General features: G+C 66.7%; 13 protein-coding genes. 7 read left to right on the top strand and 6 right to left on the bottom strand.

All coding sequences use genetic code 11. From position 1 onward, the window contains the following. The first annotated feature begins 44 nt into the window (after positions 1-44). Genes ligA through IP69_RS16110 form a run of 4 tightly spaced genes read left to right on the top strand, consistent with a single transcriptional unit; the run spans position 45 to position 4185 of the window. Complete coding sequence (ligA, locus tag IP69_RS16125) at positions 45-2234, top strand: NAD-dependent DNA ligase LigA (RefSeq protein WP_054143858.1); 2190 nt, start codon at positions 45-47, stop codon at positions 2232-2234. A 58-nt stretch (positions 2235-2292) separates the two neighbouring features. After that, positions 2293-3156, top strand: coding sequence for an AraC family transcriptional regulator (locus tag IP69_RS16120; protein ID WP_054143857.1), 864 nt, complete (start codon positions 2293-2295; stop codon positions 3154-3156). Between the two features lie 13 nt (positions 3157-3169). Then, positions 3170-3889: an AzlC family ABC transporter permease gene (locus IP69_RS16115; RefSeq protein ID WP_054143856.1), complete on the top strand. Its 720-nt coding sequence runs from the start codon at positions 3170-3172 to the stop codon at positions 3887-3889. Then, on the top strand, positions 3886-4185 hold the full coding sequence (locus IP69_RS16110; protein ID WP_054143855.1) for an AzlD domain-containing protein: 300 nt from the start codon (positions 3886-3888) through the stop codon (positions 4183-4185). Before IP69_RS16115 ends, IP69_RS16110 begins: the two co-directional genes overlap by 4 nt. Positions 4186-4418: 233 nt before the next feature. Here the strand turns inward: IP69_RS16110 and IP69_RS16105 are convergent, their stop codons facing one another. Further along, positions 4419-6260, bottom strand: coding sequence for an aminopeptidase P family protein (locus IP69_RS16105; RefSeq protein ID WP_054143854.1), 1842 nt, complete (start codon positions 6258-6260; stop codon positions 4419-4421). A 284-nt stretch (positions 6261-6544) separates the two neighbouring features. On the opposite strand from IP69_RS16105, the gene IP69_RS16100 reads away from it, so the two are divergent. Together IP69_RS16100 and IP69_RS22530 are read left to right on the top strand one after the other, a co-directional pair. After that, on the top strand, positions 6545-6787 hold the full coding sequence (locus tag IP69_RS16100; protein ID WP_054143853.1) for a hypothetical protein: 243 nt from the start codon (positions 6545-6547) through the stop codon (positions 6785-6787). A gap of 86 nt (positions 6788-6873) precedes the next feature. Then, on the top strand, positions 6874-7002 hold the full coding sequence (locus IP69_RS22530) for a hypothetical protein (protein WP_282568244.1): 129 nt from the start codon (positions 6874-6876) through the stop codon (positions 7000-7002). Positions 7003-7169: 167 nt separating this feature from the next. Here IP69_RS22530 and IP69_RS16095 read toward each other — a convergent pair whose 3' ends face one another. Together IP69_RS16095 and IP69_RS16090 are read right to left on the bottom strand one after the other, a co-directional pair. Further along, positions 7170-8117: a 50S ribosomal protein L11 methyltransferase gene (locus IP69_RS16095; protein WP_054143852.1), complete on the bottom strand. Its 948-nt coding sequence runs from the start codon at positions 8115-8117 to the stop codon at positions 7170-7172. Between the two features lie 155 nt (positions 8118-8272). Further along, entirely contained in the window at positions 8273-9016 is a 744-nt protein-coding gene (locus IP69_RS16090; RefSeq protein WP_054143851.1) for an SDR family oxidoreductase, read from the bottom strand. Between the two features lie 150 nt (positions 9017-9166). Between IP69_RS16090 and IP69_RS16085 the strand changes: the two genes are divergently transcribed. After that, entirely contained in the window at positions 9167-9556 is a 390-nt protein-coding gene (locus IP69_RS16085) for a helix-turn-helix domain-containing protein (protein WP_054143890.1), read from the top strand. 160 nt (positions 9557-9716) lie between these two features. Here IP69_RS16085 and IP69_RS16080 read toward each other — a convergent pair whose 3' ends face one another. The 3 genes from IP69_RS16080 to IP69_RS16070 all read right to left on the bottom strand — a co-directional run bounded on the left by IP69_RS16080 (position 9717) and on the right by IP69_RS16070 (position 12823). Continuing rightward, on the bottom strand, positions 9717-10010 hold the full coding sequence (locus tag IP69_RS16080) for a type II toxin-antitoxin system HicB family antitoxin (RefSeq protein ID WP_054143850.1): 294 nt from the start codon (positions 10008-10010) through the stop codon (positions 9717-9719). Position 10011: 1 nt separating this feature from the next. Continuing rightward, positions 10012-10206: a type II toxin-antitoxin system HicA family toxin gene (locus IP69_RS16075; RefSeq protein ID WP_054143849.1), complete on the bottom strand. Its 195-nt coding sequence runs from the start codon at positions 10204-10206 to the stop codon at positions 10012-10014. A 235-nt stretch (positions 10207-10441) separates the two neighbouring features. Then, on the bottom strand, positions 10442-12823 hold the full coding sequence (locus tag IP69_RS16070; RefSeq protein WP_054143848.1) for a UvrD-helicase domain-containing protein: 2382 nt from the start codon (positions 12821-12823) through the stop codon (positions 10442-10444). Positions 12824-13016: the final 193 nt, after the last annotated feature.

The following is a 13016-nucleotide window of genomic DNA, read 5'->3' as shown; positions in this document are numbered from 1 at the left end:
CTCCTGCCCTTTTTCGGCGAAGCCTTCTCGCCTAATGAAGGGCCATGAGCGAGCCCGAGACCCCCTCCGAACCGATCCCCGTCGCCGAGTTGACTGCTCGTGAGGCCCGGGCCGAACATAAGCACCTGGCCGCACAGGTGGAGGCGGCCGACATCGCCTATCACCAGAACGATGCGCCGGTGATGGACGACGCCGCGTATGACGCCCTGCGGCGCCGGCTGGTGGCGATCGAGGAGGCCCATCCCCAGCTGAAGGCGAAGGCGTCCGCGAGCGCAAGGGTCGGGGCCAAGCCATCCGCCAGATTCGCCAAGATCCGCCATCGCGTGCCGATGCTCTCGCTCGACAACGCCTTCACCGATGAGGCGGTGGCGGAGTTCGTCCAGCGCGTGCACCGTTTCCTCGGCCGCAAGGACGACGAGCCGATCGCCTTCACCGCCGAGCCCAAGATCGACGGGCTGTCGCTCTCGCTGCGCTATGAGCAGGGCGCGCTCGTCCATGCCGCGACGCGCGGCGATGGCGAGGAGGGCGAGGACGTCACGGTCAATGCCCGCACCATCGCCGACTCCGAGATCCCGAAGACGCTGGCTTGGGACGATGTGCCCGAGGTCGCGGAGGTGCGCGGTGAGGTCTATCTGGGGCATGCCGATTTCGCCGGGATCAACGAGCGCCAGCGCGAGAAGGGGCTCGCCGAATTCGCCAATCCGCGCAATGCGGCGGCCGGATCGCTGCGCCAGCTCGACGCGTCGATCACCGCGTCGCGGCCCTTGCGCTTTTTCGCCTATGCCTGGGGCGAGATGCCCGTGCTGCCGGCGCCGACGCAGTCCGGTGTGGTCGAGGCCTTCGGGCGCTGGGGTTTCCGCACCAATCCGCTGATGGCGCGCTGCGAGACCGTGGACGACCTCATTGCGCAATACCGGCTGATCGAGAGCCGGCGCGCCTCGCTCGGCTACGATATCGACGGCGTGGTCTACAAGGTCGACGATCTCAGCCTGCAGGCCAGGCTCGGCTTCGTCTCGCGCGCGCCGCGCTGGGCGATCGCGCACAAGTTTCCCGCCGAGCTGGCGACGACGGTGCTGGAGGCGATCGAGATTCAGGTCGGGCGCACCGGGGCGCTGTCGCCCGTGGCGCGCCTGCGCCCGGTCACGGTCGGCGGCGTGGTCGTGACCAATGCGACGCTGCACAACGAGGATTATATCCGCGGCTTCGATTCCAAGGGCGAGCGCATCCGCGAGGGCGAACCGCCCGACATCCGCGTCGGCGACACGGTGACGGTCAAGCGCGCCGGCGATGTGATCCCGCGGGTCGCGGCGGTGGATCTGGGCAAGCGGCCGGCAGATGCGAAGCCTTACGCCTTCCCGACGCTTTGCCCCGCCTGCAGCAGCCATGCCACGCGGGAGATCAACCCGCGCTCCGGCAAGGAGGACGCCGTGCGCCGCTGCACCGGCGGGCTGATCTGCCCGGCGCAGGCGGTCGAGCGGCTGAAGCATTTCGTCTCACGCGACGCGCTCGATATCGACGGGCTCGGCGACAAGCAGATCGAGTTCTTCCATGCCGACCCCGACCTGCCGGTGAAAGAGCCGGCCGACATCTTCACGCTGGCGGCGCGGGATGCCGCCGAACCGCTGAAGAAGCTGAAGGCGAAGGAGGGGTTTGGCGCCCAAAGCGTCGCCAAGCTGTTCGAGGCGATCGAGGATCGACGCAAGCCCCCGCTCAACCGTTTCATTTTCGGGCTCGGCATCCGCCATATCGGTGAAACCAATGCCCGGCTGCTGGCGCGGCATTACGGCTCGTTCGAGGCCCTGCGTGCTGCGGGGCTGGCTGCTGCCGACCCGGCCTCGCCCGAGCGGCAGGAACTGGATGCGATCGACGGGGTCGGGCCGACCGTGGTCGAGGCTCTGACCGATTTCTTCGGCGAGCCGCATAATCAGGAGCTGCTCGACCGGCTTTTGGCGCAGGTGACGCCGCAGCCACTGGAGGCGGTGGCCTCCGCCAGCCCGGTCGCCGGCAAGATCGTCGTCTTCACCGGCGCGCTCGAGCGCATGACGCGCGACGAGGCCAAGGCGATGGCGGAGCGGCTCGGCGCCAAGGTCGCCGGCTCTGTGTCGTCCAAAACCGATCTGCTGGTGGCCGGTCCCGGCGCGGGCTCCAAGCTGAAGGACGCCGCCAAGCATGGCATCGAGGTGATCGATGAGGCGGGTTGGTTTGACCTCGTCGGCGGTCCGACAGCGGGCTGATCGTCGCCATCACTTTTCTTCAAGACGGGCCGGCCGCGATCCGGTCTAACCTTGCGCCATGGACAGCGTCAGCCAAGGCGAGACATTGGGGATCAGGCCGCTCCGCGCCGGAGAGCGGGCCGAGCTGTTTCTGGCGCGGCATTTCGACAGCCTCGAATGTCTGAGCGCCACCTTCGCCACCCATGCCTATGCGCCCCATGCCCATGACACCTATGTCGTGGGCACGATCGAGACCGGCTGCGAAGCCTGGAGCGTGCGGGGCGAGCGGCATTATGGCGGCCCCGGCGACGTCACCTTCATCAACCCGCTCGAGGTGCATGACGGCGAACCGATCGGCGGCGGCTACAGCTATCGCATGACCTATCCGGCGGTGGCACTGATGCAGGAGATCGCTTCGTCGCTGGCTGGTTGGACGGGCGACCGGACGCCGTTCTTCCGTCAGGCCTGCGTCCATGATCCCGAAGGCGCATTGCTGCTGTCGCAGGCTCATCGCGCCATGCAGACCGGGCCGGACGGCTTGCATGGCGAGGAATTGCTGCTGCGGGCCTATGCGCATTGTCTCGTCCGGCATGCGGGGCTGCCGGCCAGCGCGCTCGGAAGCGAGGCCGGGCCGGTTGCCCGGGCGCGAGACCTCATGGAGGCCCGCCATGATGAAGATCTCTCGCTGGCCGAGATCGCGCGGATCTGCGGCCTGCCGCGCCACCATCTGATCCGCGCCTTCCGCCGCGAAACGGGGCTGACGCCGCATGCCTGGCTCGTCGATGTGCGGGTGCGGCGGGCCCGCGACCGGCTGCGGCGCGGTGAGGCGCCGGGCGCGGTCGCCGCTGCTACCGGCTTCAGCGACCAGGCCCATCTGACGCGCGCCTTCAAGGCGCGGCTTGGCGTCACGCCAGGCGCCGTCCGCGCCGCGCATCTCTCCTGAAGGCCGATCCCCGATGTCCACCCTCAGCGACGATGCCCGGCGCGGGTTTGGCGACATCTGGCCGGCGATGCTGGCTGCGATCCCCATCGGCCTGCTGCTCGGCGCACTTGCGGCGGGCAAGGGGCTCTCGCCGCTGGAAACGATGGTCATGAGCACCCTCGTCTTCGCCGGCGGGGCGCAGTTCGCTGCGATCGAACTGTGGGCGACGCCGGCGCCGATCGGCGCGCTCGTCTTCTCGACGCTTTTGATCAATGCGCGACATGTGCTGATGAGCGCATCGCTGCTGCCCAAGCTGCAGGGTTTCTCGCGATGGCAGACGCTCGCCGGCCTCTACTATATGGCCGACGAGAACTGGGCGCTGGCCGAGAAGCGGGCCCGCACGCATCGGCTGACGCCGGCCTATTGGTTCGGCATGGTCGTCCCCTTCGTGTCCTGCTGGATCGCGACCTCGACCCTGGGTGCGGTGGTCGGCGCGGCGCTCGGCGATCCGCGCCGCTTCGGCGCCGATTTCGCCTTCACCGCCCTGTTCATTGCGCTGGTGGCCGCGTTCTGGAAGGGGCGCGTGACGTTCTGGACGGTGGCAGCGGCTGGCGCCGCCTCGGCACTGACCTATCGGTTCGCCGGTCCGCCCTGGCATGTGCTGGTGGGCGCGCTGTGCGGGCTCGCCGCCGCGTGGATCGCGGCGGGCTTTGCCGGGGCGGCCGAACCTGCGCCGGAGTCCGCCCCGCCATGACGCTCGATCCCCACAGCCTGCTCGCCATCCTCGGCATGGCGATCGCGACCTATGCCACCCGGATCGCGGGGCTGGCACTGGTTGGCCGGCTTTCGCTTTCGCCGCGCGCGCAGGCCGCCTTCGACGCGATCCCGCCGGCTGTGCTGGTCGCGGTGATCGCGCCGAGCGCGCTCGCCACCGGCTGGCCGGATACGGGCGCAGCGCTGCTGGCGGCGCTGGCCGCGACGCGCCTGCCGCTGCTGGGCGTGGTCGCGGTCGGGGTTGCGGCGGTGGTGGGGTTGCGGGCGCTCTTGTGAGGCGCGAACCGCGTCAGATCATGCCGCCAAGCCAGCACAGCAGGGATGCCGCGGCCGCGGCGAAGGCAAAGAAAAAGAGGCGGGCGTCGCGCGGTAGATCTTGCATTCGGTACCTGCTGTTCGGAGCCGATGCATAGCCGTCGTCATGTGACAGGCGCGCGACAGACGCCCCATTGGATGCCCGCCATTCTCCTTGTGCATGACCTGTCTTCGGCCTCTCACACCGTGATGGCTCACAGCGGCAGGCACGCTATCTCCAGCCAGGCCTTCGCCTCGCCCTCAACCAGGCCTGCAAGATTGCTCCAGACCTGTGCGTGATAGGCGTTGATCCAGGCGATCTCGCCTTCGTCGAGCAGCTTCAACTCGATCATGGCGCGCTCATAGGGGCACCAGGTGATGGTCTCGAAGCCGTAAATCGTACGGTCGCCGCCTGGAATGACGCGCTCCTCGACGACGATGAGGTTCTCGATGCGGATGCCGTATTCGCCCTCCTTGTAGTAGCCGGGCTCGTTGGAGAGGATCATGCCGGGTTCGAGCGGCGTCGTGCCGAGCTTGGAGAGGCGCTGAGGCCCCTCATGCACGGAGAGATAGCTGCCGACGCCGTGCCCGGTGCCGTGGTCGAAATCCAGCCCCGCCTGCCAGAGCGGCAGCCGCGCCAGCGCATCGAGCTGCGCGCCCGAGGTGCCCTTGACGAAGAGCGCGCGCGAGATCGCGATATGGCCCTTGAGCACACGGGTGTAGCGGTCGGCCATCTCGGCGCTGGGTTCGCCGACGACCATCGTCCGGGTGATGTCGGTGGTGCCGTCCTCATACTGCCCGCCGGAATCGACCAGCAGGATGCCGGGCTCGACCCTGCGGTTGCTGGCTTCAGTGACGCGGTAATGCGGCAGCGCCGCATTGGGGCCGGCGCCGGCGATGGTGGTGAAGGAGACGTCCCTGAGCAGCCCCGTCTTCATGCGCTCGGCTTCCAATGCCGCGACGGTGTCGATCTCGGTGAGTTGCCCGCCGGGGGCCTCGCGAGAAAGCCATGACAAGAAGCGCACCATCGCGGCGCCGTCGCGCAGATGGGCGGCCCGGGTGCCGGCTAGCTCTGCTTCGTTCTTGCGCGCCTTCATCAGAGCGATCGGGTCGGTGCCCGCGTCAGGAATGCCGCCGGCCTCGCGGATCAGGGTGGCAAGCGCTGCGGCGGCCGTGGTCGAATCGAGGCGGACCTTGGCGCCGGCCGCGCCCAATGCCGCAAGCTGTGCTTCCAGGGCGGCGGGCGGGGCGATCTCGCCAACTGCGCCGATGGCGTCGCCGGCCTCGTTGGTGACCTTCTCGGGCGCCAGGAAGACGGTCGGACGACCTTCGCGCGGGATGATGGCATAGCCCAGCGGCAGCGGCGTGTGCTCGACATCGCCGCCCCTGATGTTGAAGGTCCAGGCCAGCGCATGCGGGTCCGAGACGACCAGCGCGTCGACCTTTGCTTGCGTCAGTGCTTCCTGGATGCGGGCAAGCTTGGAGGCCGCATCCTCCCCGGCGAACTCGGCGCGATGCACCTTGACGGCCGCAAGCGGCGGCGCGGGGCGGTCGCTCCAAAGCGCGTCGATCGGGTTTTTCTTAAGGGCAACCAGCGTGGCGCCGGCAGCCACCGCCGCCTTTTCGAGCTTGGCGACGCCATCGACGGTGTGCAGCCAGGGATCGTAGCCAAGCCGCCCACCCGCCGGCAGGTTGGCCTCGATCCAGCGGTCCAGCGGCATCTCCTCCATGCGGGTCGGGGTAACGATGGCGGTGTCGGTCTGCTCGGCAGACTGGATGGTGTAGCGGCCGTCGACGATCAGCGCCGCCTTGTCCGCCAGTATGATGGCGTTGCCGGCGGAACCGGTGAAGCCCGTGAGCCAGGCGAGGCGCGCCATATGGGCGGGCACATATTCGCCCTGATGCTCGTCGGCGCGCGGCACGACGAAGCCCGCCAGCCCCTGCTGCGCCAGGGCCGCTCGCAACGCAGCGACCCGCGGCGCGACGTCGCAAGGGCCGCTCGGCTCGGAGAAGGTTTGGAAACGGCAGGCGTGGTGACGGGCGGGCGATGGCAGCATCGGAACGGTCCAGATTCGGCGATGGATGCATCGTTGCGGGTGGAAGCGGCAAAGACCAGCCCGAAACGCCTTGTCCGAGGCGCTTGCAAAACAGGCGAACTGCCTCATCGCTATGCGTTTAGAACGATCATTAACAGAAACCTGCACGTCGTATGCGTCCAGCGCATATCTCGCATCTGCGAAATCATCTTCTCGCAAGTGCGAAAGCGTACCACTTTGGTCGCATAAGAGAACGAGGAAGCGACCGGAACTGTCCTTCGTTTCGATTGAGGAGATGGATCCCCATGACCTATGTGCTGAACGATGCCTCCGTCTTGCCCGCGACCGAGGTGACCAAGATCGTCGCAACGTCGGACGGGCCCGGTTTCTGGCAGCGTCTCTACGCCGCGATGATCGAGAGCCGTCGGCGCTCGGCGCTGCGCGAACTGCGTGCCCACAACTTCCTGATCAACGAATCGGGAATTCTGCTGGGTGGCATTCCGGCCCCGACCGTCTCCAACGACACAGCGCTGCCGTTCAACCGCTGAGCCGTTACCTCGTCTGGCGCGGCACGCGCCAGGGCCTCTTCCGTTTTCCCGCCGCCGCTTTCCTGCGGCTTTCAAGGACCAAGACCATGATCGCCATGATCAAGCATGTTTACGAGACCATCGTCGACGCCGTGAAGTTCACCTCCGCCGTCTGGCACGACGCCCGCTCGATGCAGGCGGAAGCGGAAGCCCGCTACGGCCATATCGGCTTCTGAGCGGCTTCCCTTCGCGATGCTGGCCGCCTGACGCGACATTCTGCGCTTCCGGTGCTCACGGACGATCGTCCGCTCCGCTCCGGTTCTCGAATGTCGCGCCATGCGGCTCAGCCTGGCGAAGGATCTGCAGCCTGTCACCTACAATAAGGTCGGCGCTGTGGGATTACTTATCGAAGGTGGCGTGGCCTTGGGGCTGCGCCGCCTTTTTTCATGACCAGCGTCGCCCAGCCTTCGCGCAGCGACTGGCGGGCGAGATGGAGCCCTTGATGCCGGTAGGTCGAGACGACGCCGGCGACATCCATCGCCAGCAGGCCCGAGAGGATGACGGTCCCGTCATCTGACAGAACCCGCGCGATCGACGGCGCGAGGCGCTTCAGGGGGCCGGCCAGGATATTGGCGAAGACCAGGTCAAAATGGCCCGGCCGGTTCGCCTTGGCATGACGAAGCCCCGGCGCGACATAGAGATCGAGCGCAAGCGGTGCGTGGTTGACGCGGGCATTATGCGCGGCGACCTCGACCGCGATCGCGTCGATGTCCCCAGCGACGACCTTGCGCCTGACCTGCTTTGCCAGGGCGAGGGCCAGGATGCCGGTGCCCGTGCCGACATCGATGGCGTGGCGGGGGCGGCGGCGCTTCAGTTCGGCATCGAGCGCGAGCAGGCAGCCGGCCGTGGTGCCGTGATGGCCGGTGCCGAAGGCGAGCGCGGCGGGAATTTCGATGCCGACATCGTTGATGCGCACCGCGTCGCGATCATGCGCGCCATGGACGAGAACGCGCCCGGCCCGCACGGGCTTGAGTCCATCGAGGCTGGCGGCGACCCAGTCCTGCTGGTTCACGGTTTCGAAGAGCGTGGTGTCGATGACATCGCCGACGATGGGCCGCAGCATGTCGCGCACGGCCTCCTCGTCGGGATGGGTGGCGAAGTAGATCTCGACCTTCCAGGGCGCGTTGAGCGACAGCGTGGTGACGCCGGTCTCGATTTCGAAGGCCGAGATCGCGGTCTCGGTGGGGTCGAAGACCTCGCCCAGCAGCTCGGTGAGCGCGCGCGCCTTTTCACCGCTGGTCGAGAGTTCGAGGACGGTCGCGACCGTCGATGGCAGAAGACCTTCACGCATGGCGCGGGGGATAGCAGGCCCGACTGAAGTTGTCATGGCCCGCCATGTCGGACGCTGCGTCATGGTCGGGCTTGACCCGACCATCTCGGAAACCAGCGACGTCTGGGTCGGGAGATTCTCGGGTCAAGCCCGAGAATGACGCCGGATCCTTGCCGTCAGTGCTGGCCGTTCACCATCGCGAAGACGCCGGCGAAATTCCCGCTTTCCGCCGCGAAGCGCAGCGGCTTGCAGCGCTCGACGATGACCTCACCGGAAGGGGGGGCCGATTCGAGGATCGCCATCACCTCGTTGGTGAAGTCGGCGAGCGGCATCGCCGCGGGATCGGTCAGCTGATGCGCGCCGAGGAGTTCAGTTTGCACATAAGGCGGCGCGATCTCGACGACTTCGACTGACGTGTCCTTGAGCTGATGGCGCAGCGCCATCGACCAGGAATGGATCGCCGCCTTGGTGGCCGAATAGGTCGGGGTCGCGGCCAGTGGCACGAAGGCGAGGCCCGACGAGACGGTGACCACCGATGCACGCGGCTGCGCCAGCAGATGCGGCAGCAGGGCCGCCGTCAGCCGGATCGGCCCGAGCAGATTGGTCTCGATGGTCTCCTCGGCGATGGCGAGGTCCAGCTGCGTTTCCGGCTTCATGATGCCGGCGTTGTTGATGACGACGTTCAGAGCCGGAAAGCGCGCCACCGCATCGCGGGCGAAGCCTTCGATATCCGCCTTGTCCTGGATGTCGAGCAGCATCGACTGCATGCCGGGATTGGCCTGCGTGACCTCATCGAGCACGCGTTCGCGCCGTCCGGCGATGATGACGCTGTTGCCCTTGGCGTGAAGAGCTTCGGCCAGCGCGCGGCCGATGCCCGAGCCGCCGCCGGTGATCAGGATGGTGTTGCCTGTGATGTTCATCGCCTCGTGTCCTTTCGCGATTGCGCCTTTCGTGGTTGCGCGGACCACAATTAGGGCCGATGCTCTCCGAACGAAAGAAGGCACCTGAAAGTTCTATAGGCACCCAAAGGAGAGTGAAGGATGGGCGCGATCCGCGCGGCGGTGGCGGCGATGCAGGAGCGGGGCGGGCTGCAACATCCCGAGGTTCCCCCGGAGGTCGATGCGCTGGTGCGCGACGTCATCGGCCAGATCGCCGATAAGTGGACGATGCTGATCCTCGAGGCGCTGGAGGAGCACGGCACGCTGCGCTTCACGCAGGTCGGGCGGCTGGTCGGCGGTATCAGCCAGAAGATGCTGACCAAGACGCTGCGGCAGATGGAATGCGACGGACTGATCACCCGCAAGGTCCATCCGGTGATCCCGCCGCATGTCGAGTACACGATGACGGAGATCGGCGGCGAACTAACGGCAGCGTTCTGCGGGGTCTGGGTCTGGGCGGAGACGTATCACGCGCAGGTCGAAGCGGCGCGTAGGGCGTTCAAGGCAAGGGAGGGGCGGTGAGCCCGGTGAGTGCGTCCGGAAGCACGCCGTCATCCCGGGCGCAGCGAAGCGGAGACCCGGGATTCCAGGCCGGAAATTTTCTCGGAAAGGCTCCGGAATGGATCCCGGATCGGCGCCGCTTTCGCGGCTTGTCCGGGATGACGGGAGGTTCGTTCGCCTACTAGGCTGCCGGCTGCAGCTCCACATCCGGCGCTGGAATCAGCGCGATGACGTATTTGGCCATCTCCGCCGCGATCTCGGGATCGGCCTTGAGCTCGCTTGGGGTGCGGGCGCGCGGCACGCTGCGCCCTTCTTCTTCGATGTCCTCGAACCAGAGCGCAACGGCCTCGGGTGCGTTCGCCAGCGCTTCGTCGAGCGTGTCGCCGGCCGAGAAGCAGCCGGGCAGATCAGGAAACCAGACGCCGACGGCGAAGTCAGGGCCTGCGTCCTCGATGAAGGCGACGTAGTGGGTCATGTCAGTCGCGGGGCCAGCCTGCCAGCTTGTAGATTTTCAACACGAGGCCGGGACCGAAATTCTTCTTCGGATGCGGCACTGTGATGATGTCACAGACGCCGGGCTTTTTGAAGACGTGGTGTGAGCCGGTGATGCGCATGCATCTCCAGCCCTCGCGTTCGAGGCGGCGAATGATGTCGCTGCTGTTGTTGAGCATGGGTGCCTCGGGTTAACGGAGAAGCACCCAACTATTTATATGCATTTGTATTGCCGCGCTCAAAACGAGCGGGCATGTCCACGTAATTCTTCTAACATGCTGTAAATGCGTGCTTTTTCAATTCTTTGATATCGGTACCTCTTAGGTTGATTCTCTGTTCCGCGTTCCTTTGGCCGCTAACCGACTGAAAATTAACGTAATTCACTGCGCGGTATAAAAATCAGTTCCAGAACATTCAGGATGTTGATTGTACGAACGAGTCAAGCACCATCTTCCGCCCGGCCTTGTCGAAATCGACCGTCAGCTTGTTGCCGTCGACGCTGGCGACCGAGCCGTTGCCGAACTTGACGTGGAAGACGCGGGCGCCTTCGTCATAGGCCGATGTGCCCGATGATTTGGCGGTGAGTTCGCCCTCGATCAGGAGCGGGCCGCCGCGCTGGCGCGAGCCACCAAAGGTGCCCTGGCCGAAGCCGCCGCTGTCGGAGAAGCCCGAGCCCCCGCCGGCGTTGCCCTTGGCCTTGTTCTCCTGCGCCCGCTGCCAGCCCGGCGTGTTGTAGCTGGAGCCGAAGCTCTCCATGCGGTCGAAGCGCGAGGCGCCGTAGCCGCCCTGGCTGTAGTTGGACGCCGCCTGGACGACCTCGACATGTTCCTCGGGCAGTTCGTCGATGAAGCGCGAGGGCAGGTTGGACTGCCAGAGGCCATGGATGCGGCGGTTGGAAGCAAAATAGAGCTTCAGGCGCTTGCGGGCGCGGGTCAGGCCGACATGGGCGAGGCGGCGTTCCTCTTCCAGCCCGGCCCGACCGCTCTCGTCGAGCGCGCGCTGGTTGGGGAACAGGCCTTCCTCCCAGCCGGGCAGGAAGACGGTGTCGAACTCCAGCCCCTTGGCGCCGTGAAGCGTCATGATCGAGACGCGCTCGGCCGCGTCACCGGAATCGGTGTCCATCACCAGCGAGACATGTTCGAGGAAGGACGGCAGGTCTGGAAATTCGTCGAGCGAGCGCACCAGCTCCTTCAGGTTTTCGAGCCTGCCGGCGGCGTCGGCCGAGCGGTCCTTCTGCCACATCTCGGTGTAGCCGCTCTCTTCCAGCACCAGTTCGGCGAGTTCGCCCTGCGGCATGTGCTCGGCTCGCGCGCTCCAGCGGCCGAAGGCCTCGACCAGTTCGCGTAAGGAGGTGCGGGCCTTCGGTTTGAGTTCGTCGCTCTCGACGATGGCGCGGGCCGATTGCAGCAGCGAAAGCTGGCTGGCGCGGGCGTGGTTGTGCAGGATCTGGATGGTGGCGTCGCCCAGGCCGCGCTTGGGCTGGTTGACGATGCGCTCGAAGGCGAGATCGTCGGTCGGGGAGACGACGCAGCGCAGATAGGCCATGGCGTCGCGGATTTCGGCGCGCTCGTAGAAGCGCGGGCCGCCGATGACGCGATAAGGCACGCCGGTCTGGACGAAACGTTCTTCCAACTCGCGCATCTGGGCGGAGATCCGCACCAGCACGGCGATCTGCGAAAGGTTGTCGCCCTTCGACTGCATCGCCTCGATCTCGTCGGTGATCAGCTGCGCCTCTTCCTGGCTGTCCCAGGCGCCGGTGATGGTGACCTTCTCGCCGAGCTCGTCCTCGGTGCGCAGGGTCTTGCCGAGACGGGTTTCGTTACGGGCGATCAGCTTGGAGGCGGTGGCGAGGATATGGCCGGTCGAGCGGTAGTTGCGCTCCAGCCGGACCACGGTGGCGCCGGGAAAATCGTGCTCGAAGCGTAGGATGTTGTCGACCTCGGCGCCGCGCCAGCCATAGATCGACTGGTCGTCGTCGCCGACGCAGGCGATGTTGCGGCGGCCCTGGGCGAGCAGGCGCAGCCAGAGATATTGCGCGGTGTTGGTGTCCTGATACTCGTCGACGAGGATGTAGCGGAAGCGCTCGTGATAGGTGGCGAGCACATCGGCATGGTCGCGAAACAGCGTCAGGCAGTGCAGCAGCAGGTCGCCGAAATCGACCGCGTTCAGCGTCTTCAGCCGGTCCTGATAGGCGGCATAGAGCTTGCCGCCCTTGCCATTGGCGAAGACGGCGGCCTCGCCCGGCGCAACGTCCTTGGGCGCGAGGCCCCGGTTCTTCCAGGAATCGATGAAGCCCGCCAGCATGCGGCCGGGCCAGCGCTTCTCGTCGATGCCCTCTGCCGCGATCACCTGCTTCATCAGGCGGATCTGGTCGTCGGTGTCGAGGATGGTGAAGTCGCTGCGCAGATCGAGCAGCTCGGCGTGGCGACGCAGGATCTTGGCCGAGATCGAGTGGAAGGTGCCGAGCCACGGCATGCCCTCGGCGACTGCGCCGACAAGATGACCGATGCGCTCCTTCATCTCGCGCGCGGCCTTGTTGGTGAAGGTCACCGAGAGGATCTGCGAGGGAAAGGCGCGGTTGGTCGCGATCAGATGGGCGATGCGGGTGGTGAGCACGCGGGTCTTGCCGGTGCCGGCGCCCGCCAGAACCAGCACGGGACCGTCGGTCGCCTCGACCGCCTGACGCTGCTCGGGGTTGAGGCCCGCGAGATAGCCAGCGCTCGGCGCTGCCTGCGCGCGCGCGGCGAGGCCGCCGGGGCGGGGCAGGGGGGCGGAGGTGAGGCTGTGGTCGGACAAGGCGGCGCCGTTCGATCGTGATTCGTTCACGGTCAATATAGGGCGAGGCGGGGCGGATTGCGCCCCTTCCGCTGCTTCGCCCTCGACGTTCACGCTACCGCCGTCATTGCGAGGAGCGCAGTGACGAAGCAATCCAGGGGGACGTCGAGCACTACGACACTGGATTGCTTCGCTACGCTCGCAATGACGGGTG

Source organism: Allobosea sp. AAP35 (genome assembly GCF_001295925.1).
In the GTDB taxonomy this organism is placed as follows: domain Bacteria; phylum Pseudomonadota; class Alphaproteobacteria; order Rhizobiales; family Beijerinckiaceae; genus Allobosea.
This window is presented reverse-complemented; position numbering and strand designations above follow the sequence as displayed.